The sequence below is a fragment of the Streptomyces sp. NPDC059668 genome (assembly GCF_042734135.1).
Taxonomy (GTDB): Bacteria; Actinomycetota; Actinomycetes; order Streptomycetales; family Streptomycetaceae; genus Streptomyces.
Window position 1 is genome coordinate 34,285 of sequence record NZ_JBHWEL010000031.1, and the last position, 23,730, is coordinate 58,014.

A 23,730-nucleotide genomic window follows, 5' to 3' on the forward strand; every position below is an offset into this window, starting at 1 on the left:
GGCGCGGCCGCGCGCCGCCGGCCCGCGGGGGGCGCCGCCCCCCCCGCCCCCCCCCCCCCCCCGCCGGATCAGCCGTTCTTGGCGCGGCTCGCGGCGCGGGCGCGCTCGCGGCCGTCCAGGTTGACCTTGCGGATACGGACGGCCTCCGGGGTCACCTCGACGCACTCGTCGTCGCGGCAGAACTCCAGGGACTGCTCCAGGGAGAGCTTGCGGGGCGGGACGATCGCCTCGAACGAGTCGGCCGAGGACGACCGCATGTTCGTGAGCTTCTTCTCCTTGGTGATGTTCACGTCCATGTCGTCGGCGCGCGAGTTCTCGCCGACGATCATGCCCTCGTACACCTCGGTGCCGGGGTCGGTGAACAGCACGCCGCGCTCCTGGAGGTTCGTCATCGCGAACGCGGTGACGGCACCGGCGCGGTCGGCGACCAGCGAGCCGTTGTTACGGGTGGCCAGCACGCCGAACCAGGGCTCGTGACCCTCGTGGATGGAGTGGGCGATGCCCGTGCCCCGGGTGCCGGTCAGGAACTCCGTACGGAAGCCGATGAGGCCGCGGGAGGGGACGACGAACTCCATGCGGACCCAGCCCGAACCGTGGTTGGACATGTTGTCCATCCGGCCCTTGCGGACACCCATGAGCTGCGTGACCGCGCCCATGTGCTCCTCGGGCACGTCGACCGTCATGCGCTCGACGGGCTCGTGGACCTTGCCGTCGATCTCCTGGGTGACCACCTGCGGCTTGCCGATGGTCAGCTCGAAGCCCTCGCGGCGCATCTGCTCGACCAGGATGGCGAGCGCGAGCTCACCACGGCCCTGGACCTCCCACGCGTCCGGACGCTCGGTGTCGAGCACCCGCAGCGAGACGTTACCGACCAGCTCGCGGTCCAGCCGGTCCTTGACCTGGCGGGCGGTGACCTTGCGGTCCTTGACCGCGGCCTTGTTCTCGGCGCCCTTGCCGGTACCGCCACGGCCGACCAGCGGCGAGGTGTTGGTACCGATCGTCATCGAGATCGCCGGCTCGTCGACCGTGATGAGCGGCAGCGCGATCGGGTTCTCGGGGTCGGCGAGGGTCTCGCCGATCATGATGTCCGGGATACCGGCGACGGCGCAGATGTCACCGGGGCCCGCCTTCTCGGCGGGCTTGCGGGTGAGCGCCTCGGTCATCAGCAGCTCGGTGATGCGCACGTTGGACATCGTGCCGTCGCGCTTGATCCACGTGACGGTCTGGCCCTTGCGCAGCTCGCCCTGCTCGACGCGCAGCAGCGCGATACGGCCGAGGAAGTTGTCGGCGTCCAGGTTGGTGACGTGCGCCTGGAGCGGGGCCTCCTCGTCGTACTCGGGGGCCGGGACGTGCGACAGGATCGTGGAGAAGAACGGCTCCAGGCTGTCGCTGTCCTGCGGGACCGTGCCGTCGGCGGGCTTGGTCAGGGAGGCGACGCCGTCGCGCGCGCACGCGTAGACGATCGGGAACTCGATCTGGTCCTCGTCGGCGTCGAGGTCGAGGAAGAGGTCGTACGCCTCGTTCACGACCTCGTCGATGCGCGAGTCCGGCCGGTCCGTCTTGTTGATGCACAGGATGACGGGCAGGCGGGCCTGGAGCGCCTTGCGCAGCACGAAGCGGGTCTGCGGCAGCGGACCCTCGGAGGCGTCGACGAGGAGGACGACCGCGTCCACCATCGACAGACCGCGCTCGACCTCGCCGCCGAAGTCGGCGTGGCCGGGGGTGTCGATGATGTTGATCGTGATGACCTCGCCCCCGTCCTTGGGGTGGTACTTCACGGCCGTGTTCTTGGCCAGGATCGTGATGCCCTTCTCACGCTCCAGGTCGTTCGAGTCCATCATGCGGTCGTCAAGCGACTCGGCGGCGTGCGCGGCGAAGGCACCGGCCTGCTTGAGCATGGCATCGACCAGGGTGGTCTTGCCATGGTCGACGTGGGCGACGATGGCGACGTTGCGGATGTCGTGGCGCGTGGCCATATTGAGGCGCTTCTCCCGGAGTGAGTGGACGGCCTCCGCAGCGCGGGGCCTGCCGGGCTGAACACGCCACGGCCTTACCCCATCGTACGTGGCCCTGACGGAGGCCGCCCCCGCCGGGGGTTCGGGCCCGGCGGGGGCGGCGTGCGGGCGCGGGTCGGCGGGGCCCGGCACGGGCGCGCGGATGCGCAGGCCCGCGGGCAGCCGCTCGACGTCGGCGCCCCGTACCCCTCAGGGGGTGCTGGTGGGGGTCGCCGACGGCTTCACGCCCTTCTTCAGGAAGCCCATGTCCTCGTAGAGAGGGGTCTGGAACCCGAAGGAGCCGGCGTTCGCCAGGTTCGGGCGGACGGCGGTGAGCTGGGGACGCTGGTACAGAGGAATCGATCCTGCGGCGGCCCAGATCCGGGCGTCGGCCTTGCGGACCAGGGCCCGCTCCTCGTCCTCGTCCAGGGTGCCCATGGCCTGGTCGAACAACTGGTCGACCTGGTCGGTGCCGACCCGGGTGTAGTTCTGCTCGACGGAGAGCGAGCCGTCGGCGGCCGGGACCGGCTTCGCGAAGATCGGGCGGGCGTCGGTGGCCGGGAAGGCCGAGGCGGGCCAGGAGTACAGCGCCAGGTCGTACTGACCGGAGGCGATGTGGTCCTTGAAGTAGCTGTCGCCCGCGACCTTGGTCGTCTCCGTGGGGATGCCGATGCGCTTGAGCATCCGCGAGATGTGGTCGGCGACGGTGTTCAGCGACTCCGAGCCGGGGCCGGAGGGCAGCACGAAGCGGAGTGTCAGCGGTTTGCCGTTCTTGGCGAGCACACCGGACTCCACTCCCGCCGGGGCGGCCGTGCCCTTGGGCGCGTAGGCGCCGGGGGCCCCGCCCTGACGGGTGTCCTGGTGGGCGTACCGCTTGCCGTCGAACCGCGTGGCCGCCTGTTCGCCCGAGTGCTTCGTCCCGTGCTGCTCGGGCTCGTCGGCCGGGTCCGCCTTCGCCCGGTCGGTCCCGGCCGGCTTGTCGTCCCCGCCGACGATGTACGTCCCGTCGTCGGAGTCCGGCTCGGACCCGGGCGCCGCCTTCCTGCCCTCGGGGCCGGCCGCCTTCTTCTCCTTGTCCTTGTCCTTCTTCTCCTCCTTCACCGGTCCCCCGGGCACCCAGCCGGCGTCCAGGAGCAGCGCCTGCGCCTCCTTGGCGTCCGGGGCGCCGAGCGCCGCGCTGTTGTCGGCGTACGCCTGCTGGCCGGCGAGTGCGAGGTGACTGCCGACCGGTACGGCGGGCAGGCCCAGCGGCTTGAGCACGGCCTGCGCGAGTTCGTCGCGGTTGAGGGCGCGGGCGACGGCGCGGCGCACGCGTTCGTCGGCCAGGGGTCCCTCGGAGCCGTTCAGGGCGAGCTGGGTGTACGCGGGTTCGAGGGACTTGCGGACGACGAAGCCGCTCAGGCCGTTCTGCTCGGAGGCGTACTGGGCGGCGGCCTGGCGCAGCTTCTCGCGGGCTCCGGCCTCGTCGCGGGCGGCGGCCTCGTCGGAGCCGTGGGCGACGGCCCAGGAGTGCAGCGCCTTGGCGGGGCTGAGCGTGCTGCCCGGGGTGGCGGGAGCGCCTGGGGTGGCGGGAGTGCCCGGGGTGGCGGGGGTGCCCGGGCCCTGTAGCGCCGTGCCGCCCTTGGCTCCGGCGGCGAGCGTGATCCGGCCGGCCTGCTCGGGATCGACGTCGGCCATGTCGATCTTGCCGGCCGCGAGCGCGGTGGTGCGCTGGTCGCGCGGGACGGCGACCAGCGAGATCTCGGCGAGCTTGGCGGGACGGCCCCACCAGCGGGGGTTGCGGGTGAGGTGGATCTCGCCGGACTTGGCGTCCACGCTCTGGAGGGCGAAGGGGCCGGCGGTGGCCTTCAGGTCGCGGCGGGCGCCGTCGTTGAAGGTGGCCGCGGCGCCCATGACGTCCTTCGGGTACAGCGGCGAGAACAGCGACTTCCAGTCGGCGTAGGGGCGGCTGAAGGTGACACGGACCTCCAGGTTGTTCTTGCCGCGCTCGATCTTCTCGATGCGGTCGTACCCGGCGTTGCGGGCCGTCCAGTACGCGCTGTCCTTGCCGGACAGGGCGCGCCACTGGGCCGCGAAGTCGTCGGCGCCGATCTCGCGGCCGTCGCTCCAGACCGCCTGCTGGTTGAGCTTGTAGAGCACGACCTGCTTGGGCTCCTCGTCGACGACCTTGGCCGATTCCAGGTAGTCGGGGTTGAGCTGCGGGCGGCCGTTGCGGTCGAGCCGGTACAGGGAGGGCAGCACGGCACCGGCGACCCGCGAGGTCGTGGCGTCGGCGTCGGCCTGGAAGGTGTTGAGGGTCGCCGGGACGGCGTCGACCGCCCATCGCAGGGTGCCGCCGTCCGTGACCAGGTTGCGGCCCGCGGGCGCGATGTCCTGCGCGGCGACGGGACTGGCCTTCTCCTCGTCGTCGGCGCTGCACGCGGTCAGGACGGGCACCGCGAGCGCGCCCGCGGTCAGGAACGCGACCGAGCGCATCACCGCGCGCAGTCCGACGCCGTCGTGGGACATCACTGCAACCTCCGGTGGGGGGACAGGCTGGGTCTGATCATTTTTGGTCGGATATGCGGTTGATCAGATGTATGCACCCACTGAACGGGAGAGGGAGTGTGCGGGAGCGCCGACACGGCGGGGGCGCGCGAAATCCCACCCGGACGGCCCAGTGTCGTTCCGTGCGCGCCCCTCCCCGCAGGGTTCTGTCCCCGCACCGGGAACGCCGGATCGCGGCGGCGGCCCGGCCTGCCCGGCGCGCGCAGAGCGTGCGGGGGCGCGCTCGGAGGGGGTTCGATCCGGGAATCCGTGCATACGCCTTCACACGGGCTCATGTGACGCGCAACACTCGCAGGCGCATGAACGTTGCCGCCTTGGGCCGCAGAGCCCGTGGAAGTGAGGGCAAGTCATGTCCGTGCACGATGAACTGACGTCGGTCCAGCGCTGTCTCGACGACCTGCTGAGGTCGATGGGACGCCTGGAACAGCAGATCGGCGGCGGCCTCGACATGCGCCGCGTCCGCGCCGACGCCGACCACCTGCGGGAAAGCGTCGCGCTGCTGCGCGAATCCGCACCCGGGCTCACCCGACCCCTGCGCCCCGACCTCGTCTCCATCCCCGACACCCCGTACGACAGCTCCCTGTGGACGGACTCGGACGACGAAGGTCTCGGCGCCCGGGACCGGCACGCCCCCTGACCCGACCGGAGAGTCATAAGTTGGCCACTGGTACGGAACCCCATCCGAACAGCGGCGGCGTACGGACCGGTACGCGCGCCGCGATCGCCGCCCCGCACCTGCGCACCGACCGCTGGTGGCTGGCGCCCGCCGCGACCGCGGCCGGGCTGCTGGCCTTCATCGTGTACTCGACCTGGCGGGCCTTCGCGGACACGGACTACTACGCGGCGCCGTACGTGTCGCCGTTCTACTCCCCGTGCCTCGCGGAGCGCTGCCGGGCCATGGACGCGGGGCCGAACGCGGACCTGTTCGGCAGCTGGTGGGGCATCTCCCCCGCGATCATCATCCTGGTCTTCCCGCTGGGCTTCCGGCTGACCTGCTACTACTACCGCAAGGCCTACTACCGCGGCTTCTGGGCGTCTCCCCCGGCCTGCGCGGTGGCGGAGCCGCACAAGAAGTACACCGGCGAGACCCGCTTCCCGCTGATCCTCCAGAACATCCACCGGTACTTCTTCTACGCCGCGATCCTCGTCGCCGGCACCCTCACGTACGACACCGTGCTCTCCTTCCGCGACGAGCACCACCACTGGGGACACATGGGCCTCGGCACCCTGGTCTTCCTGCTCAACATCACGCTGATCTGGGCGTACACCCTCTCCTGCCACTCCTGCCGGCACATCGTCGGCGGAAAGCTCAGACACTTCTCCAAGCACCCCGTGCGCTACCGGATGTGGCAGTGGGTCGGGAAACTGAACGCCCGTCACATGCTCCTCGCCTGGGCGTCGTTGGTGAGCGTGGCACTCGCCGACTTCTATGTGTTCCTGGTCGCGTCCGGCGCCTTCGACGATCCGAGGTTCTTCTGATGTCCGTGGTCGAGCGACAGGAGTGGGACGTCGTCGTGGTCGGCGCCGGCGGCGCGGGGCTGCGGGCCGCCATCGAGGCACGCGAGCGCGGCGCCCGTACGGCCGTCATCTGCAAGTCGCTGTTCGGCAAGGCGCACACGGTGATGGCCGAGGGCGGCATCGCGGCCGCGATGGGCAACGTCAACTCCGGTGACAACTGGCAGGTCCACTTCCGCGACACCATGAGGGGCGGGAAGTTCCTCAACCAGTGGCGGATGGCCGAGCTGCACGCCACCGAGGCCCCCGACCGGGTCTGGGAGCTGGAGACCTGGGGCGCCCTCTTCGACCGCACGGCGGACGGGCGGATATCCCAGCGCAACTTCGGCGGACACGAGTACCCGCGGCTCGCCCATGTCGGCGACCGGACGGGACTCGAACTCATCCGCACCCTCCAGCAGAAGATCGTCTCCCTCCAGCAGGAGGACATGAAGGAGACGGGCGACTACGAGAGCCGCCTGAAGGTCTATCAGGAGTGCACCGTCACCCGGGTCCTGAAGGACGGCAACCACGTCGCCGGGGTCTTCTGCTACGAGCGCGAGTCCGGACGCTTCTTCGTCCTGGAGGCACCCTCCGTCGTCATCGCCACCGGCGGCATCGGCAAGTCCTTCAAGGTGACGTCCAACTCCTGGGAGTACACGGGCGACGGCCACGCGCTGGCGCTGCTGGCGGGCGCCCCGCTGCTCAACATGGAGTTCGTGCAGTTCCACCCGACGGGCATGGTCTGGCCCCCGTCGGTGAAGGGCATCCTGGTCACGGAGTCCGTCCGCGGCGACGGCGGCGTGCTGCGCAACTCCGACGGCAAGCGGTTCATGTTCGACTACATCCCGGACGTCTTCAAGGAGAAGTACGCGCAGTCCGAGGAGGAGGGCGACCGCTGGTACGAGGACCCGGACCACAACCGGCGTCCCCCCGAGCTGCTCCCCCGCGACGAGGTCGCGCGCGCCATCAACTCCGAGGTGAAGGCCGGCCGCGGATCGCCGCACGGCGGCGTCTTCCTCGACGTGTCGACGCGCATGCCCGCCGACGTCATCCGGCGCCGACTGCCGTCCATGTACCACCAGTTCAAGGAGCTGGCGGACGTCGACATCACCGCCGAGGCGATGGAGGTCGGGCCCACCTGCCACTACGTCATGGGCGGCATCGCGGTCGACTCGGAGTCGGCGGCGGCCCGCGGCGTCCCCGGCCTGTTCGCGGCCGGCGAGGTCGCGGGCGGCATGCACGGCTCCAACCGGCTCGGCGGCAACTCCCTCTCCGACCTGCTGGTGTTCGGACGGCGGGCGGGACTGCACGCCGCCGAGTACGCCGCGGGCCGCACCGGGGACCGCCCGGCCGTCGACGACGCCCAGGTCGACACGGCCGCCGCGGAGGCGCTGCGGCCCTTCTCCGCCGAGGGTCCGGTACCCGGCGAGGAGAACGGCCGGCCGCCGGAGAACCCGTACACCCTGCACCAGGAACTCCAGCAGGCCATGAACGACCTGGTCGGCATCATCCGGCGCGAGGCCGAGATGGAACAGGCCCTGGAGAAGCTCGCGGACCTGCGGGTACGGGCCCGCCGGGCGGGCGTCGAGGGGCACCGGCAGTTCAACCCCGGCTGGCATCTCGCCCTCGACCTGCGCAACATGCTGCTGGTCAGCGAGTGCGTGGCCCGCGCCGCCCTGGAGCGCACGGAGTCCCGCGGCGGCCACACCCGCGAGGACCATCCGGTGATGGAGCGGGTCTGGCGCCGGGTCAACCTGCTGTGCCGGCTGGCGGATCCCACCGGCGGCCTCGCGGCGACCGACCCGGTACGCGGCCAGATCGACCTCACCCGCGAGAACACCGAACCCGTCCGCCCCGACCTGCTCGCCCTCTTCGAGAAGGAGGAGCTGGTCAAGTACCTCGCCGAAGAGGAGCTCTACGAGTGAGCAGCTACGAGGCCCGCTTCAAGGTGTGGCGCGGGGATGTGAAGGGCGGTGGCCTGGAGGACTTCGCGGTCGACGTCAACGACGGTGAGGTGGTGCTCGACATCATCCACCGCCTCCAGGCGACCCAGGTCCCCGATCTGGCCGTCCGCTGGAACTGCAAGGCGGGCAAGTGCGGTTCGTGCTCGGCGGAGATCAACGGACGCCCCCGGCTGATGTGCATGACCCGGATGTCGGTGTTCACCCGGGAGGAGACGATCACCGTCACGCCGCTGCGTGCCTTCCCCGTCGTCCGGGATCTCGTCACGGACGTCGGCTTCAACTACGCGAAGGCGCGGGAGGTGCCCGCCTTCGTGCCGCCGGCCGGACTCGGACCCGGCGAGTACCGGATGCAGCAGGAGGACGTGGACCGTTCGCAGGAGTTCCGCAAGTGCATCGAGTGCTTCCTGTGCCAGGACACCTGCCATGTCGTACGCGACCACGAGGAGAACAAACCGGCGTTCGCGGGGCCGCGCTTCCTGATGCGGGTGGCGGAGCTCGACATGCACCCGCTGGACGCCGCGGCCGACACCGGACTGGACCGCAAGCGGACCGCGCAGGACGAGCACGGCCTCGGCTACTGCAACATCACCAAGTGCTGCACGGAGGTCTGCCCGGAGGGCATCAAAATCACGGACAACGCCCTGATCCCCCTGAAGGAACGGGCGGTCGACCGCAAGTACGACCCGCTGGTGTGGCTGGGCTCGAAGATCAGGAGGCGGGAGGCGTAACGGGGCGGCCCGGACGGCGGGCCGCCGCGCGCGGTCAGCGGACCCAGCCTCGCCGGTACTGCGTCCAGTCCTTCTCCCGGGCGGCGAAGTCCACGTACGCGGCCACACCGAAGTTCGCGCGCGTGCGGTCGGTGCGGGAGAGACCGAGACGGACGCCCCGGACGGCCGCCTCGACCGTCTCCGCCGAACCGTGGTGGGACATGTCGTCCTCGTAGTAGAACGGCATGCCCATCAGCAGGTCGGTCGTCTTCGGAGTGACCTCCAGCGCGAGCGAGGTCTGCTGGGCGACATAACCGCCGTACAGGCTCTCCAGCGGCATCGCCGTGTCGTACGACATCACGGCGATCTGGTCGACCCGGCGGGCGACCTGGCCGAAGAACGCCTGGGACCACCACTTGGGGTGTCCCGTGACGGTGCCCCAGACGGAGTGCAGCGACGGCAGCGGGTCGATCTGGTGCGCGGCCACGGAGAGCAGGGCGCCGTGGGCGCGGGTGACGCGGCGCAGGTCTCCGAGGAGGGAGAGATAGTCCGCGTCGCCGGAGTGGAGCGGTTCCAGGTCGAAGTGGGCTCCGTCGAATCCGGCGTCGAGGACCTGCCCGGCGGAGCGGACCACGGCGGCCCGGGTCGCGGCGCGTTCCAGGCGCAGTCCGACCGGGCCCTCGGTCGCGAGTTCGTCACCCAGCCAGGCCTGGACGCGGACGCCGGGCAGCTCCCGGTGGATTGCGCCGATGAGCCGGCGCGCCTCCGGGTACGCGGACACGGGCAGCGTCCCGTCGTGCTCCAGGGGGCCCGCGTGCACGTACAGGTCCCGGACGCCGGTCGTGCGCAGCCGCGCCGCCAGCGCTTCGACGTCCGCGTCCTTCTTACGGCCGTCGACCCATGCGTGGCCCATCCACAGGGCGTCACGGTGTCGCGTGTACGTACCGGCGGCCGGGTCGCCGGCGTAGTTGACGCGCAGGGAGACGCCCGCCGCGAGGAGCGCGAGCAGTACGACCAGGACCACCGCCGACGCGATGCGCTTGGGCCATCGCAGGGCAGGCCGACGCCAGACACCGGCCAGGCGCCGGAGCGGGGTGGGGGCGCGGGGGGTGGGGGCGGAACCCGTACGCGTGACCGGCTCCCCGGCCGACCCGTCCGCGGCCTCGCCCGACGCGTCCGGGTTCCCGGCGGACACATCCGCGGCCTCGCCGGTATCCCGGGCCGGCGCGTCCGGCGCTGCCGTCCGTACGTCCGGCGCTCCCGTCCCTGTCTCCGGCGCTTCCGCTCGGTCCGATTCGGCCGGTGCCGGTGCCGGTGCCGGAGTCGGTATCGGTGCCGGTCCGTCCTCCCTGTCCGGTTCCCCGCCCCGCCCCGTCCCCGGTTCCGTCCGCTCCGTACCCATCCCCCGCGCCCCCTCCGTATGCCCCCGTATCCCCCGTACCTTAGGCGCGCCCGGCTCGGCGCACCCCGGTCGCGTCCTCGCGCGAGCGGCCATACGCTCCCAAATGTGACGTCGCCCCTGAGCCGGAACCGGTCGCGCCGAGCCACGTCCTCCATAGCCGTGCGGGTGGCACACGCCGTGCTCGGGGGGCTGATGGCGCTGGGGTGGCTGCTGCTGCTCGTCGCCCGGCCGGGCGACGGGGATCCTCCGGAGTGGGCGGGGAAGGGGCAGGTCGTCGAGGAGGTGTCGGCGGCGCCCGGGCAGGGGGCCGGTACGTCCGCCGCCGACCTGGTGCTGCCCCTCGTCGCGGTGCTCGTCGCCGGCTCGCTCGCCGCGTACGCCTCCACCCGGCGAATACGCCGCGCGAGGACCCGTACGACCCCCGGCAAGGCCGTCCCGGGAACCGTGCCGCTCGCCGAACTCGACCGGCTCGCCGGGCAGTCGCTCGTCGTGACCGACGACTGCGTGCGCACCAGTGCCGAGGAACTCGCCTCGGTGGCGGCCCTGTTCGGCCAGGAGGCGGTCGGGGCCTACGCGGAGGCGGTGGCGTTCGCGCGCTCCGAGCTGATGGTGGCCTTCCTGCTGCGACAGCGGCTGGACGACACCGCGCCCGACGACGAGACGCGGCGGCGGACGCTGGAGGAGATCCGCGCCCGGTGCGCGGAGGCGGGGCGGCGGCTGGACGCGGAGGCGGCCGGCTTCGACCTGCTGCGCGCCCTGGAACGGTCCTCGCCCGCCGCGCTGGAGTCGGCGGAGGCGCGCTTCCGTGAACTCGCCGGCCGCACGACCGGCGCGCAGGCGACACTCGCGGGTCTCCACGAGCGGTACGCGCCGTCGGCGTACCTGCCCGTGGCCGGCCACGTCGAACAGGCCAAGGACAGGCTCGTGTTCGCCACGACCCATCTCAACCGGGCCCGGCAGGCGCTCGACCGGAACGAGGTCGCGCGGGCCGCGGCGCATCTGCGCGCCGCCGAGGGAGCCATCGGCCAGGCGGACGTCCTGCTCACCGGCGTCGACCGGCTGGCCGCCGAACTCGCCGCGGCCGAGGCGCGGTTGCCCGCCGCGCTGGCCGGCACGGACGCCGATCTCGAACGGGCCCGGACGGTTCCGGCCGGCGCGGTCGGCGGTGCGCTGTCCGGTCGTGTGGCGCACGCCGGGTCGGTCGTCGCGGACGTACGCCGGGAAGCGGCGAACGGGCCGTACGACCCTCTCGACGCCCTGCGCCGGCTGGTCCGGGCCACCGCGGCGGCGGTCGACGTCGCGGCCCTGGGCCGGGACGAGGAGCGCGACCGGGCGCTGCTCGACGAGGCGTTCGCGCCGGCCCGCGGCGCCGTGACGGCCGCGGACGACTTCGTCACGACGCACCGGGCGGTGGTGGGCCCCGGGGCCCGGACCCGGCTGGCGGAGGCGGAACGCCGTCTCGCGCGCTCGCCGCTCGCCATCGCCGACGTCCAGCGGGCCGACGCGCTCGCCGGGGAGGCCCGGCGGCTCGCGGAGCGGGACGTACGGACGTACGGCAATCCGTACGCCGGGCCGGAGGACGACGGAGTCCGCGGCGCCGTACTCGGCGGGATCCTGCGCGGGAGCCTGGAGCCCGGCGGGAGCCTGGAGCCCGGCGGGAGCCGGGACCCAGGCGGACTTCCGGACCCGGGCGGAACCCCGGACCCGGGCGGAGTCCCGGACCCGGGCGGAGTCCCGGACCCGGGCGGAGTCCCGGACCCGGGCGGAGTCCCGGACCCGGGCGGAGTCCCGGACCCGGGCGACGACACCCCGAGTGGCATCGCTTCCGGTGACGTCGCTTCCGTCGGCGGCGCGACCGGTGGCGACGACACCCTCGGTGTCGCGAGCTTCGGCGGGCCGCGTACGCGCTACCGCCGGGCGGTGTCCGCCCCCGCACCGGTCAGAACAGGCTCAGCAACGCCTCCGCCGGGTCCGTGAGCGTCGTCCCGCCGTCCGGCAGGGGCAGTTCGAACCAGACCGTCTTGCCCCGCGGCGTGCGCCGTGAGCCCCACGCGGCGGAGAGCAGGCCGACGAGTTGCAGACCACGGCCGCCCTCGTCCGTGTCCCGGGCGCGGCGGCGGCGCGGCTGCACGAGGCCCGCGTCCCAGACCTCGCACACGAGTGTCCGGTCGAGCAGCAGCCGCAGCCGGATCTCGCCCTCGCCGTACCGCAGGGCGTTCGTCACCAGTTCGCTGACCAGCAACTCGGCGGTGTCGACGAGCGGCTCCAGGTCCCAGGCGGTGAGCTGGGTACGGGCGTACTCGCGGGCCCGGCCCACACTGCGCGGCTCCCGGGGCAGGGTCCAGTCGCCGACGGAATCGGCGGGCAGCCCCTGGACGCGCGCCATCAGCAGCGCGATGTCGTCCTCACCGTGGTGGGTGTCGAGGGTGTTGAGGACGTGGTCGCAGACGTCCTCCAGCGGGCGGGAGGGGTCCGTCAGCGCCCCGACGAAGGCCTGGAGGCCCTCGTCGAGGGGATGGTCGCGCGATTCGACCAGTCCATCCGTGTAGAGCGCGAGAAGGGCACCTTCGGGTAGTTCGACCTCGACCTCCTCGAAGGGTTCGCCTCCCACGCCCAGCGGCATGCCCGGCGGCACGTCGAGCATCAGCGCGCTCTCGCCGGGCTCCACCAGCACGGGCGGCAGATGGCCGGCGTTGGCGAAGGTGATCCTGCGGGTCACGGAGTCGTAGACCGCGTACACGCAGGTCGCGAGATACACCTCGGAGAGGTCGGCGTCACGGGGCTGGCGGGCCGCGCGGGTCGCCTGCTGGACACCGCCCGGGGTGCCCAGGCCGCGGGCGATCTCGTCCAACGCCGAGAGCACCTCGGCCGGTTCGAGGTCGAGGAGCGCCAAGGTCCTTACGGCCGTGCGGAGTTCGCCCATCGCGACGGCGGCGCGCAGGCCGCGACCCATGACGTCGCCGACCACCAGCGCCGTGCGGTGACCGGGGAGTTCGATGACGTCGAACCAGTCACCGCCGACCTCGGTGGCCGCGTTCCCGGGCAGATAGCGGCAGGCGATGTCGAGGCCGGAGGCCTCCGGGTCGCCCGGCGGCAGCAGGGAGCGCTGCAGGATCAGGGCGCGTTCGTGCTCGCGGCGGTACAGGCGGGCGTTGTCGATGCAGACCGCGGCACGGGCCGCGAGCTCCACCGCGAGGGACCGGTCGCGGTCGCCGAACGGCTCGCTGCCCTTCGTACGGGAGAACTGCGCGAGCCCGACGACGGTGTCGTGCGCGACCATCGGCACGGCGAGCGTGGACTGGATGAGCCCGCCCTCCTCGGCGGGGACGTGCTGGGGGCGTGCGGTGCGCAGGGCGTCCGCGCAGGGCGAGTTGAACGGGAAGTGGTGGACGGCACCGACGGCGACCGGGGCAGGTCCGCCGACGAACGGCGCGTCGGAGACGGCGCTGGCGAAGGCGACCCGGCGCAGCTCCGCGCTGCCGTCGGCGAACCCGGGTGGCGTCTCGTCGCCCGCCAGCAGTCCCTGGTAGAGGTCGACGGTCGCGAGGTCGCAGAAGCCGGGCACGACGACGTCCAGCAGCTCGCGGGCGGTGGTCTCCAGGTCGAGGGAGTTGCCGATGCGGGCGCCCGCCTCGTTCAGCAGGGCGAGGTTGCGGCGCGCGGCGGCCGCTTCACGCGCCGCGGCGCGACGGCTGGTGATGTCGGTTCCGAGCCAGGCGATGCCGATGGGGCGGCCGCTGCCGCTGTGGACGCGGTAGAGGTTGACCGACCAGTGACGGCGCTCCTCGGAGCCGGGCACGAATCCGGCGACATGCATGTCCGTGATGGAGTCGCCGGTCTCCAGGACCCGCCGCAGGGTCGCGGCGACGCGCTCGGCCTCGGAGCGCGGCAGGTAGTCGTGGACCGTGCGGCCCCGGTGGCCGTCGACGTCGCCGCCGAACACGGAGGCGAATCGCTGGTTGGCGCGACGGACGCGGAGGTCCGTGTCGATCAGGAGGAAGCCGAACGGAGATTGACCGAAAATCGCCTGCGAGGCGGCGAGGTCGGTCTCGATCCGGCGCAGGGTCCGGACGTCCACGACGATGCAGACGGCGGCCCGCTCACCGTCCTCCGTCGTGGTGGGCATCACATAGACCTCGGCGAGGCCCTCGGCGCCCTCGTCGCCGCTGTCGGAGGGCGGCATCCGGAAGGGGACCACACCGGTCCACTCGCGGCCGTCCAGGATCTCCGCCATCTTGCGCTGCCCGAACTCGCGCCGGTCGGCGGCGACGAACGCCTCGATGGGGTCCATGCCCACGGCGCGCTCCGCGGATATCCCGAAGAGCTGCTCGGCACGCAGACTCCACTGGTCGACGAGTCCGTCGGCGCCGATGGAGAACGAGGCAACCTTGATGTAGTCGTACATGGAGCCGGGTGGACTGCTCTGCCACACCACCTCGCCGGCCGCCTCGGCCGGGGGTTCGACGGGTGCCTCGACAGGCACCTCGACGGACGTGCCGGACGTCGCCCGGACCGGTGTCCCGGCCGGGGCGTCGCCCGTGGCTCCGCCGTCGGTGCCGTCCGTCGCACCGCTCGTCGCGTCGTCCGCGACGCCGTCGCTCGGGCCGCCGTCGCTCGGGCCGCCGGCAGCCGCGTCGCCCGGCGCCGCGGCCATGGCGGAATCGACCGCGGCCTCAGCCCTCGCGCCGTCCGACGGGTCCTCGGACTCCGTGGCCTTCGCTGGTATCTCGCTCACGCGAACCGTCCCCTCCAGCTCACCGCGCCCGGCACCGGTCACCGGGGGCGGCTGCCCGCAGTATCCAGCACTACGGCGCCGCACAACACGGTGTTCACGATCACAGCACGGTCCCGATGGTTTTTGGACCGGCCGCGACATACTCCCAGTCTTCTAACCAGGTGGCGCCCCATCGAATCAAAGACTCCGGACAACACTCGTGGCGCGAATCGATCGACCGCCCCGCCCTCCGTCCGACGGACCCTCAGACGGACGGCCCACGGGCCCCGGGACACACCGCGCACGGACTCTCGGACGGACGGCCGACAGGGCGGCTCGGAGGGACTTCCGACGGTCCCTCAGTCGGGCACGACGGGCTCGGCACGTTCGGTGGGGCGGTTCAGCGGGGCACGTTCAGCGGGGCGTGCCGGGTCGGCACGTTCAGCGGGGCGTGTCGGGTCGGTACGTTCAGCGGGGCGCGTCGGGTCGGCACGTTCAGCCGGGGACCGCGAGCTCGAACCAGACCGTCTTACCGGTGTCGCCGGGGCGCGTGCCCCAGCGGCGGGAGGAACCGGCCACCAGTTGCAGACCCCGCCCGCTCTCGTCGTCGGCGCCCGCGGCCCGTTCCCGGGGCGGGTCGGGCAGCGGATCGGACACCTCCACCAGCAGGGCGTCCGGCACGGCCGCGGGTCTGACGAGGCGGACACCGATGGGTCCGGTGGCGTACCGCAGGGAGTTGGTCACCAGCTCGCTGACCAGGAGCGCGGTCACGTCGCCGAGGACGTCCAGCTCCCATGCGCGCAGCTGGCCGCGGACGACCGCGCGGGCCGTGCGGACGGCACCCGGCTCCGCGGGAAAGGTCCACTCGGCGCGTTCGCCTACGGTGTCGATCACGCCGATCACTTCCCAGGACAGGAACCCACGCATGTCCGGTTTCGTGGGGTTAATGGGCACATACCCGATATCCACGGCGGCTTACCGTGCGGGCAGGAGCACTGTGGCACAAACGGCGTACGGAACCCCAACCGATCAAGACGGTTCGCCCGCCCCGAGTCCCCACGCCCCCTCACCCACGCCGCGCGGCGGCGGACACGGGAGCCTCGGAGATCTACGGGCGGCGGTCGGCGTGGTGACCGTCGGCGGGGGCCGACGCGGGGGCGGCGGTGGCGGGGGTCCAGTGGGGCAGCGTGGCCTTGACCGCGGGGACGTCCTGGTCCAGCCAGTCCACGTCCCAGATCTCGTCCGGGGTCAGCCAGCGCAGTTCGTCGTGGTCCTCCAGGGGCGCGGGGTCGTCCGAGCCGGGGAGCAGCCGCGCGGTCCACACACGGAGAACGTACGGCACCCGAAGGGGCCACTCCCCCGGCACCCGCTCCACGGCCTCCGTCATGACACCGAGTTCCTCGCGCAGCTCGCGCACGAGCGCGGCCTCGGGCGCCTCACCCGGTTCGACCTTGCCGCCGGGCAGCTCCCAGCGTCCGGCCAGCTCGGGAGGCGCACTACGGCGTGCCGCGAGGAGGCGTCCGTCGCGCAGCAGGGCACCCCCGACGACCACGATCGTTTCGTCCATGCGCCGGAGCCTACGACAGGGCAGACCGGCCCGAAGCCGTCACCTGCTGCCGTTCTGCCCGATCCGCTCGACCCAGTAGAGCTGCTTGTGCCCGCGGTCGTCGAGGCTGTCCGCGATCTTCTGGGCCTCGGCCCGGGTCGCGTACCTACCGACGCGATAGCGGTTGCCGTTGTCGTCCTGCCGTATGACGAGCCAGGGAAGAGTGATCGTGCTGTCGTTCATCGAGCCCCTCCACTTCTCGCCCCCGGCCCCCGCCGTAACCCGTGCTCCAACGAAACCGCACTCCGCATATGCCCGAGCCTACGCCTAACCTTCACGCAGCGAATACGGCTTTTCACAAAGAGGTACGCAACCGGCCAGTACGGAGGGGGCGCGTGCCTGCTGATGCGCCGTCGACCGCCCTCCGTGCGCCGGTAGGGCAGCGCGAACGCCGCCCCGGGCGCGGCATTTGAGAACGGCCAGATTCCAACCGGCGGCGGGGGCAGGCCACTTGGCGGGGGACGCGGCTGCGGACACGGGGAGGCGGAGACGGCTGCGGAGACGGAGGCCACTGCGGCTGCCGCGCCCTCGACCCGGGCCGTGAGGACGGGACCGGGTCGAGGTCTGCGACTGCGACTGGGGCTGGGGCTGGGGCTGCGACTGGGGCTACGGCTACTTCACAGGCAGGTGGTACGCGACGCGATACCGGTCCGCCGGTACGACGATGTCGGCCGTCTCGACCGGACGCCCCGAGGCGAAGTACGTGCGCTGGATGACGACGACCACATGCCCGGGCACTCCGCCCAGCGCGAGGAGTTCCTCGGCGAGCCCGGGGCGGGCGCCCACCTCCTCCGTGACGTTGTCCACGATCACGTCGATGGCGGCCATCCGCTCCACGACACCCATGCCGCCGAGCGGGCCCTCCTCGGGGAGCATCACCGGCGTACGGCCCGTGACGGCGAGGGGCTCCCAGGACGTGGAGAGCATCATGACCTCGCCCGCGTCCCGGAACACGTACTTCGTGCACATCACACGGTCACCGGGCCGGATCGAGAGCCGCTCCGCGATCGCCCCGCTCGCCTCGACCTGCTCGCTGCGCGACTCCCAGGTGCCGCGCACGGTCAGGTCGGCCTGCTCCTGCCGGAACGGGGTGGCACCGCTGTCCGGCCGGTACCCGGACCGGGAGACCCGGCGCGGGACCGGCCGCTCGCGCACGTACGTCCCCGAACCCGAGCGCCCCTCGACCAGGCCCTCCGCCATCAGCACCTTGCGCGCCTCCAGCGCGACCGTGTCCGAGACCCCGTACTCCTCGCGGATCCTGGCCTGTGACGGGAGGCGGGTGTGCGGTGGCAGTGAACCGTCGACGATCTTCTTGCGGAGATCACCCGCGACGCGCAGGTACGCCGGCTGTTCACCGAAAGTCACTGGCCGCTCCCATCAGATTGTACAGACAGCAACAGCCTGGCAACCGTGGGTTGTGCCGTGCAAGCGCAGGCCAGAGAATCACTCGATGTGATTACTTATGGCTGCCGAGGGCTTTACCCAGGCACTTTCTCCCCGTTGTAGCCCGTGTCACACCTCGACGCCGCCGCCGCCCGACCCGTCGCCCTGTCCGCCCCCGTTCGTACCGTCCGCGGGCGGAGTGGTGGCCAGCCCCAGAACCTTGCGTGCCGTGACCGTCCTGCTCGGGTCGATGAGTTTCAGGCCCTTCTCGTAGTGGGCGTAGAAGGTGTCCGCGTCGGAGGCGGCCGCCGCCTTCGTCCACTCCTTGCGGGACGCCTCGATGTCCTCGACGAGGGTCGCGACGGGCTTCTCGGCGGCCGGGAACCAGCCATGGCCGCGCAGCAGGCGCGCCTGCTCGTCGAGCGCGCCCGACATCCTGACCGCCCACGCCTTGTGACCCGGCAGGTCGTCCTCGACGTACGCCTTGTCCGGTGCCGTGTCCAACGCCTGGTTGAGTACGTCCGCGGCCCGCAGATACGCCGTCTGATCGGCGTTCAGCGTCAGGGCGTCCTTGCGCAGCGAGCCCGTCAGCCCGCCCTTGGCGTCCGTGTTCCCGAACATGCAGCTAACCGCGCGGTCGCCCCCGCGCCAGCTCTCCCGGGTGGGCGTGAAGTAGTACACGTCGACATCGTCCGGCACGGCCCAGGCGTCCATCGCGTACGAGGACCGCAGCGCGTAGCACTTGGTGTCGGCGGCGTCGACGACCTGGCTGTCGCCCGGGTAGTTCCCGCCGCTCATCCTGAAGTCCGCGAACACCTCGGCGTCGTGGCGCCCGGCGCACGGCACCTTGTCGACGTCGTACGCCATGCCTTCCAGGGAGCCGCCCGGCGCGTCGAAGCAGTCGCCCTTCCTGAGCGAGAAGGCACTGCCCGTCGAGCCCGCGCCCTCCTTGAAGCCGTCCCAGAAGTCGCGCCCGCCGCCCGTGGCGAGGGCGAGCACGAACAGCGCGACGCCGAGCGCGGACATCACCATGCCGATGACCGCCATCGCCGTGCCCCGCTCGCCCCGCTTCCTGATCTGCACGAGGGCGACGATCCCGAGGATCAGACCGACCGCCGGCAGGAAGCACAGGACGCCGAGCACCAGGGCGGAGATCGCGAGCCCGTTGAAGGGCGCGGGACGGTTGTACGGGGAGTAGCCCTGGCCCCAGGTCTGGTACGGACCCTGGGGGTAGGGAGGCTGGTACGGCTGGAACGGCCCCTGGCCCGGCGGTGGATACGGGCCCTCGGGCTGCTGGGGCCCGGGCGGCGGGGGTATGGCCACGAGTTGCGTTGCTCCTTGTCCGGACGGGGTCGTGCAGAGCCGCCTCGGGAATCGGTCAGTCGTGCGGGACCGAGGCGGGAAATGGCGTGAAGAACGGGTGACACGGACCGCCGCAGCACTGATGTCCGAGAAACATGTGACTGACGTACGGCTGGGCGCATCGTAAGCGTGACGGGGGCGGGGGCGGAATGCGGATGCGGATCACGGACGCGACGATCCGGGCGGTCGACGGGCTGACGGCCCGTTGGGCGGAGACGGTGTCGGGCGGAACGGCGTTCTCGGCGGCCGGGGTCCGGCCGCCGCCGGCCTTCCTCGCGGACGGGGCGGGTGGCGCGGCGCGCACGGAGCCGGCGGAGGCGGTGGGACGGCCGGCCGGCGAAGCGGCGGCCGCGGGGCGGGAGTTGCCGGGCGGCCTGCGGGAGCTGCGGGGACTCGGGGGAACGGCGCGACAGCCCTGCCGCGACCGGCCGTCGTGCGCGCATAACCTGCGCTCATGACAGCTTTGCCGGATTGTTTCTGCCCGGCGGACGGTACGCGCGTCCCCGGCGGCTCGCCCGACTGGTGCTGCCCGGTCTGCCGCGGCCCGCTCGACCTGGACTTCGCGCCGACGCCCGCGCCGCTCAAGTCCCTGACCGGGCGGGTGAATTCACTGTGGCGGTACACGGAGTGCCTGCCGCTGTCGGCGCCCACGATCAGTCTGGGCGAGGGCCGTACTCCCCTGGTGACGCTGCGCGAGGGCGTCTCGGCCAAGCTGGACTTCCTGATGCCGACGCTGTCGTTCAAGGACCGCGGCGCCGTCCTGCTCGTCGAACTGGCGCTGCGGCTGGAGCCCCGGCGGGTGCTCGCGGACAGCAGCGGCAACGCGGGAACGGCGATCGCGGCCTACTGCGCGCGGGCCGGGCTGCCGTGCACGGTGTACGTCCCCGAAGCCACGTCGCCGAAGAAGCTGGAACAGATCGGGGCGCACGGCGCACAGGTGCGTCGGGTGGCCGGCGACCGGGAGACGACGGCCCTGGCGGCACGCGAGGCGGCGGACGAGCCCGGCACCTTCTACGCCTCGCACGTCTTCAACCCGTACTTCCTGCACGGCACGAAGACCTATGTGCACGAACTCTGGGAGGACCTCGGCGGACGCCTCCCCGACGTCCTCGTCGTCCCGGTCGGCAACGGGACGCTGCTCCTCGGCGCCGCCCTCGCCGTCGCCGAGCTGCACGGGGCCGGTCTCATCGACCGGCGGCCCGCGCTGTACGCGGTCCAGGCCGCCGCCGTGGCACCGCTGGCGCATGCCTGGGAGGAGGGCGCGGACGACCTCGTGGGCACCACCCCGACGGCCCCCACCGCCGCCGAGGGCATCGCCGTACCGCGCCCGCCGCGGGCCCGCCAGATCCTGCGCGCCGTCCGTGACTCGGGCGGCGCCTTCCTGACCGTGACGGAGGACCAGATCCGGCACGCCCAGCGGGACCTGGCGTCACAGGGTCTCTACGTCGAGTCCACGGGCGTGGCGTGCTGGGCGGCCGTACGGGAGGGCGTCCTCGGGACACGGACGGCGGTGGTACCGCTGTGCGGGGCGGGGGCGAAGACGGGGCTGGCCGGCGAGTAGGGCGTGTTGCGGAAGCCCCGTCGTCCGCCCCGAGGACGGGCGTCCTCCGGCACGTCGATCTCCGGCACATCGATGCCGCGCGGGGCGTTCACTCGGCGGCCGTGAGCCGCTCGTCCGCCAAGCCCAGGCGCGCCTGTTCCTCCTCGACGATCCGGCGTGCCAGCTCGGTGTCCGACACGTCGACCGCGTCCGGGGTGGCTTCGGCCACGGCGCTGCGGCGGGCGTAGGCGTCGAACAGGCGGGTCTTGGCCTCCAGCATCTTCACCAGGCGTTCGTCCACTCCCCCGGTGGCGAGGAGGCGGTACACCCGAACCGGCCTGACCTGGCCCATCCGGTGGGCCCGGGCCACCGCCTGATGTTCGATGGTCGGCTTGATCTGGGGTTCGCAGAGGACGACGACGGAGGCGGCCTGGATGTTGAGGCCGACGCCCGCCGCCTGGATCTGCGCCACCAGCACGGCGGGACCCGGGACACCGGCGAAGTCGTCGACGACCTGCTGCCGCCGCCCGGCCGGGACGCTCCCGGTGAGCGGACCGAACACCGGAGTGCCTCGGGTGGTTCCCTCCACGAGTGCTTCCTCCACCACGCGCAGAACGTCCTTGAAATTGGAGAAGACCACCGTCTTCTGCCCGTTCTCGCCGGCCTCCCGGACGATCTCCCGGAGCCGGTCCAGCTTGGCCGACTTCTCGGGGCGCATGTACGCGGCCCTGCGCATCGCCATGAAGTTGCCCGCGCGCACGGCTTCGCGGTACGCCTCCTCGTCCGACGCGCTCAGCTCCTCCCACTCGTCGGTCTGCTGGAGACTCGGGAGTTCCGTCAGCACGTCCTCCTGGTTGCGCCGCAGGTAGACCGGGGCGACGGCCTTGCGGAAGGCGACCGATCCGGCCAGGGCGTCCCGTTCGCCGAGGGACTCCGCGATGTCGACGTCGAGCATCCGGACCAGGTTGCGGAACTCCACGACCCTGTTCTCCATCGGGGTCCCGGTCATGAAGAGGGTGCGCCCGCAACGCTCCGCCCACAGGGCGACCGCCTTGGACCGCTTGGCCTCCGGGTTCTTCACGGAGTGCGCTTCGTCGACCACGAGCAGCCCGACCTCACCGTCGTCCGGTGCGGGAAAGCCGCGCAGCGCGTCGAAGGTGGTCACCACGACGCCGCCCCGCCCCTTCCAGTCGGCGAACGCGTGGTGCCGATCGGGGCCGTGGAGCACCGTGACGCGCAGGGCGCTGCGGGCCTCGGTCTCCCGTGTCCAGTTCACCAGCACGCTCGCCGGGCAGACGACCATGAAATGCGTCTGTCCCTCGGCGGCCAGGTGCGCCATCACGGCGATCGCCTGGATGGTCTTCCCGAGGCCCATCTCGTCGCCGAGTATCACCTTGCGCTGGGCGAGCGCGAACCGCGCGCCGAACGCCTGGTAGCCGCGCAGGGAGACCCTCCGGTGCGCGTCGTCGAGGTGCTGGGCCCGTACCCGCTCGGCGATCTCGTCCGGCAGGAAGCCCTCGGCCGCGGCCGCGTCCGGCAGCCGCCCGGAGACCTCGGCGAGCAGGCCGTAGTACTCGGCGGAGCGGAGCTCGAAGTCCACCCGGGCCGCGAGGTCGGACGAAGGCCCACGGAGCAGGTCCACCGATGCCTGTGCGAGCAGTTCGGGCAGGCCCGCCCGTTCCGCCTCGTCCGCCAGCGACCGGATCTCGGCGACCGCCGCCAGCGCGCGGGCCTTCTTCTCCTTGCCGGACAGGAGCATCCGGATGCGTCCCGCGGCGGGTCTGGCCTCGGCGAGCAACGGACCGAGCCGTGCCGACAGGACGGCGGCCCTGTCGACCGCGCGCCGGGCGTCCGGGCCGGCCTCCACCAGTACGTGCAGGGCCGTGACGAGCGCGGTGGTGCCCGGTTCCGGCCGGTCCACGTCGATGTGGACGGCCACGGTCTCGTGCACGGCCTCGGAGAGCCGGCGGGCGGCGGCGATCATCTGGTCGACGGTGCGCTGCCCGACACCGGGGATCTGCCGCAGGCGGTAGGGGCCCGCTTCGAGAACACTGCCCACGGTGCGCAGTCCGCTCTTCTCGACACTCCCCAGCCGCAGCCGTCCTTCGGTGACGTCCTGCAGTCGGGCGACCGGGATGGCGCCGAGTTCCCGCTTCACCGCCGCGGCGTGGATCGGCTCGAGTGCCGCCCGTACCGCCTCCACCGCCCTTCCGTGGTCACCGGCCAGCGCCTGCGCCGCCTCGTGGAGTCGCACTCCCCTGGCAACCGTGTCCCGCTCGCCACGCCCCACGCTTCCCGCCCCTCTCGCACCGTCCGCGCATCCTCCCACCACACGCACGGCCCTTGAATCGCGCCGGGCTCCGCCGGGGCACCGATCCCGGCACGGTGCGAGTTCATCCCGCACCCATCCAGCGCGCGGAGACCGAGGGGGCCGGACCCGACTGCGTCCGGCCCCTTCTGACCTGCATGTTCACCACGTCAGTGACGTGTTGTCAGTTCATCCGCTCAGACGTTGGACCGGGATCCGTAGTGCAGAGTTGCCGCCTGCGGAAACGCGGGGCTTTCCGGGGCCGTCCCAGCACGGGCGTTCTATCCCAGTACCACGTACCGCCCAGATGCCCGGCCGACCATCCTCAATGCCTCCATGCCCCTCGCCCCACCGGCCCGTCGGTGTCTCTGCATTAACTTCTTGCCCACGCTCCCCACTCGTGGACTACCGTTGCCATGCACCGCGTGCCCTCCTCGGAGGGTGTACGCGATGTGACCCGAGGAATGTGCGATGCCCTTCGGTTCGGTGACTCAGCCCCATGGTGCGCTCCCGGCGGGAGCCATCCGGCGCCGTCACCAATCAAATCGAAGGGGACGCGTTCCCGTGGTTGCTGTCGAGTACATGCCCAAGCGTCGCATCTGGGTCCGTGATGTCCTGGTTGGCATCGTGGCGAGCCTCGGCTCGAACCTGGCCTGGGCTCTGGCGCAGTTCGTGGTGCACCGCCTCGGCTGAGCCGGGCGGCGGG

Annotated in this window: 18 protein-coding genes; 8 read left to right on the top strand and 10 right to left on the bottom strand. The window is 72.2% G+C overall.

Annotation, left to right across the window (positions count from 1 at the left end; translation table 11 throughout):
- Positions 1–68: 68 nt before the first annotated feature.
- The gene (gene typA, locus ACFV2J_RS22610; protein ID WP_385090898.1) at positions 69–1,976 is read right to left on the bottom strand and encodes a translational GTPase TypA; all 1,908 of its coding nucleotides are present in this window, start codon (positions 1,974–1,976) and stop codon (positions 69–71) included.
- Between the two features lie 228 nt (positions 1,977–2,204).
- Positions 2,205–4,502 (bottom strand): ABC transporter family substrate-binding protein, encoded by a 2,298-nt coding sequence (locus ACFV2J_RS22615; protein ID WP_385090901.1) that lies wholly within the window; start codon positions 4,500–4,502, stop codon positions 2,205–2,207.
- A gap of 388 nt (positions 4,503–4,890) precedes the next feature.
- Here ACFV2J_RS22615 and ACFV2J_RS22620 point away from each other — a divergent pair, with 388 nt between their 5' ends.
- The 4 genes from ACFV2J_RS22620 to ACFV2J_RS22635 are packed head-to-tail and all read left to right on the top strand — an operon-like array spanning position 4,891 to position 8,730.
- Complete coding sequence (locus ACFV2J_RS22620; protein ID WP_385090904.1) at positions 4,891–5,178, top strand: hypothetical protein; 288 nt, start codon at positions 4,891–4,893, stop codon at positions 5,176–5,178.
- 20 nt (positions 5,179–5,198) lie between these two features.
- Positions 5,199–6,020, top strand: a complete 822-nt coding sequence (locus ACFV2J_RS22625) for a hypothetical protein (RefSeq protein ID WP_385090906.1) — start codon at positions 5,199–5,201, stop codon at positions 6,018–6,020.
- Positions 6,020–7,963 carry a fumarate reductase/succinate dehydrogenase flavoprotein subunit gene (locus ACFV2J_RS22630; protein WP_385440223.1) on the top strand — a complete coding sequence of 648 codons (1,944 nt, stop codon included), beginning with the start codon at positions 6,020–6,022 and terminating at the stop codon, positions 7,961–7,963. The genes ACFV2J_RS22625 and ACFV2J_RS22630 overlap by 1 nt, the downstream gene beginning before the upstream one ends.
- Positions 7,960–8,730 carry a succinate dehydrogenase/fumarate reductase iron-sulfur subunit gene (locus ACFV2J_RS22635; protein ID WP_385090912.1) on the top strand — a complete coding sequence of 257 codons (771 nt, stop codon included), beginning with the start codon at positions 7,960–7,962 and terminating at the stop codon, positions 8,728–8,730. The genes ACFV2J_RS22630 and ACFV2J_RS22635 overlap by 4 nt, the downstream gene beginning before the upstream one ends.
- 34 nt (positions 8,731–8,764) lie before the next feature.
- Here the strand turns inward: ACFV2J_RS22635 and ACFV2J_RS22640 are convergent, their stop codons facing one another.
- Positions 8,765–9,904: a hypothetical protein gene (locus ACFV2J_RS22640; RefSeq protein ID WP_385440225.1), complete on the bottom strand. Its 1,140-nt coding sequence runs from the start codon at positions 9,902–9,904 to the stop codon at positions 8,765–8,767.
- 312 nt (positions 9,905–10,216) lie between these two features.
- On the opposite strand from ACFV2J_RS22640, the gene ACFV2J_RS22645 reads away from it, so the two are divergent.
- Complete coding sequence (locus ACFV2J_RS22645; RefSeq protein WP_385440227.1) at positions 10,217–12,088, top strand: hypothetical protein; 1,872 nt, start codon at positions 10,217–10,219, stop codon at positions 12,086–12,088.
- On the opposite strand, the gene ACFV2J_RS22650 is transcribed toward ACFV2J_RS22645, so the two are convergent.
- The 6 genes from ACFV2J_RS22650 to ACFV2J_RS22675 all read right to left on the bottom strand — a co-directional run bounded on the left by ACFV2J_RS22650 (position 12,051) and on the right by ACFV2J_RS22675 (position 19,137).
- Positions 12,051–14,846: a SpoIIE family protein phosphatase gene (locus ACFV2J_RS22650; protein WP_385440229.1), complete on the bottom strand. Its 2,796-nt coding sequence runs from the start codon at positions 14,844–14,846 to the stop codon at positions 12,051–12,053. The genes ACFV2J_RS22645 and ACFV2J_RS22650 overlap by 38 nt on opposite strands.
- Before the next feature lie 474 nt (positions 14,847–15,320).
- Positions 15,321–15,752, bottom strand: a complete 432-nt coding sequence (locus tag ACFV2J_RS22655) for an ATP-binding protein (protein ID WP_385084347.1) — start codon at positions 15,750–15,752, stop codon at positions 15,321–15,323.
- 181 nt (positions 15,753–15,933) lie between these two features.
- Complete coding sequence (locus ACFV2J_RS22660) at positions 15,934–16,392, bottom strand: (deoxy)nucleoside triphosphate pyrophosphohydrolase (RefSeq protein WP_385084345.1); 459 nt, start codon at positions 16,390–16,392, stop codon at positions 15,934–15,936.
- 39 nt (positions 16,393–16,431) lie between these two features.
- Positions 16,432–16,614: an SPOR domain-containing protein gene (locus tag ACFV2J_RS22665; RefSeq protein WP_168530036.1), complete on the bottom strand. Its 183-nt coding sequence runs from the start codon at positions 16,612–16,614 to the stop codon at positions 16,432–16,434.
- A 429-nt stretch (positions 16,615–17,043) separates the two neighbouring features.
- A complete protein-coding gene (locus tag ACFV2J_RS22670; RefSeq protein WP_385084343.1) occupies positions 17,044–17,796 on the bottom strand; it encodes a GntR family transcriptional regulator in 753 nt (250 codons plus the stop codon).
- Between the two features lie 147 nt (positions 17,797–17,943).
- Positions 17,944–19,137 carry a DUF4190 domain-containing protein gene (locus ACFV2J_RS22675; RefSeq protein WP_385084341.1) on the bottom strand — a complete coding sequence of 398 codons (1,194 nt, stop codon included), beginning with the start codon at positions 19,135–19,137 and terminating at the stop codon, positions 17,944–17,946.
- A 194-nt stretch (positions 19,138–19,331) separates the two neighbouring features.
- On the opposite strand from ACFV2J_RS22675, the gene ACFV2J_RS22680 reads away from it, so the two are divergent.
- Both ACFV2J_RS22680 and ACFV2J_RS22685 read left to right on the top strand, forming a co-directional pair.
- Positions 19,332–19,634 (top strand): hypothetical protein, encoded by a 303-nt coding sequence (locus ACFV2J_RS22680; protein ID WP_385084339.1) that lies wholly within the window; start codon positions 19,332–19,334, stop codon positions 19,632–19,634.
- Positions 19,631–20,737: a threonine synthase gene (locus ACFV2J_RS22685; RefSeq protein ID WP_385084337.1), complete on the top strand. Its 1,107-nt coding sequence runs from the start codon at positions 19,631–19,633 to the stop codon at positions 20,735–20,737. The genes ACFV2J_RS22680 and ACFV2J_RS22685 overlap by 4 nt, the downstream gene beginning before the upstream one ends.
- Positions 20,738–20,825: 88 nt before the next feature.
- Here the strand turns inward: ACFV2J_RS22685 and ACFV2J_RS22690 are convergent, their stop codons facing one another.
- On the bottom strand, positions 20,826–23,006 hold the full coding sequence (locus ACFV2J_RS22690; protein ID WP_385084335.1) for a DEAD/DEAH box helicase: 2,181 nt from the start codon (positions 23,004–23,006) through the stop codon (positions 20,826–20,828).
- Positions 23,007–23,588: 582 nt separating this feature from the next.
- Here ACFV2J_RS22690 and ACFV2J_RS22695 point away from each other — a divergent pair.
- Entirely contained in the window at positions 23,589–23,717 is a 129-nt protein-coding gene (locus ACFV2J_RS22695; RefSeq protein WP_385084333.1) for a DUF6408 family protein, read from the top strand.
- Positions 23,718–23,730: the final 13 nt, after the last annotated feature.

Bases quoted from the DNA above. Each gene is read 5' to 3' on its own strand.
- ACFV2J_RS22615 (WP_385090901.1), bottom strand. From the start codon at position 4,502: ATGTCCCACGACGGCGTCGGACTGCGCGCGGTGATGCGCTCGGTCGCG.
- ACFV2J_RS22630 (WP_385440223.1), top strand. From the start codon at position 6,020: ATGTCCGTGGTCGAGCGACAGGAGTGGGACGTCGTCGTGGTCGGCGCC.
- ACFV2J_RS22660 (WP_385084345.1), bottom strand. From the start codon at position 16,392: ATGGACGAAACGATCGTGGTCGTCGGGGGTGCCCTGCTGCGCGACGGA.
- ACFV2J_RS22620 (WP_385090904.1), top strand. From the start codon at position 4,891: ATGTCCGTGCACGATGAACTGACGTCGGTCCAGCGCTGTCTCGACGAC.
- typA (WP_385090898.1), bottom strand. From the start codon at position 1,976: ATGGCCACGCGCCACGACATCCGCAACGTCGCCATCGTCGCCCACGTC.
- ACFV2J_RS22680 (WP_385084339.1), top strand. From the start codon at position 19,332: ATGCGGATCACGGACGCGACGATCCGGGCGGTCGACGGGCTGACGGCC.
- ACFV2J_RS22665 (WP_168530036.1), bottom strand. From the start codon at position 16,614: ATGAACGACAGCACGATCACTCTTCCCTGGCTCGTCATACGGCAGGAC.
- ACFV2J_RS22685 (WP_385084337.1), top strand. From the start codon at position 19,631: ATGACAGCTTTGCCGGATTGTTTCTGCCCGGCGGACGGTACGCGCGTC.
- ACFV2J_RS22655 (WP_385084347.1), bottom strand. From the start codon at position 15,752: ATGCGTGGGTTCCTGTCCTGGGAAGTGATCGGCGTGATCGACACCGTA.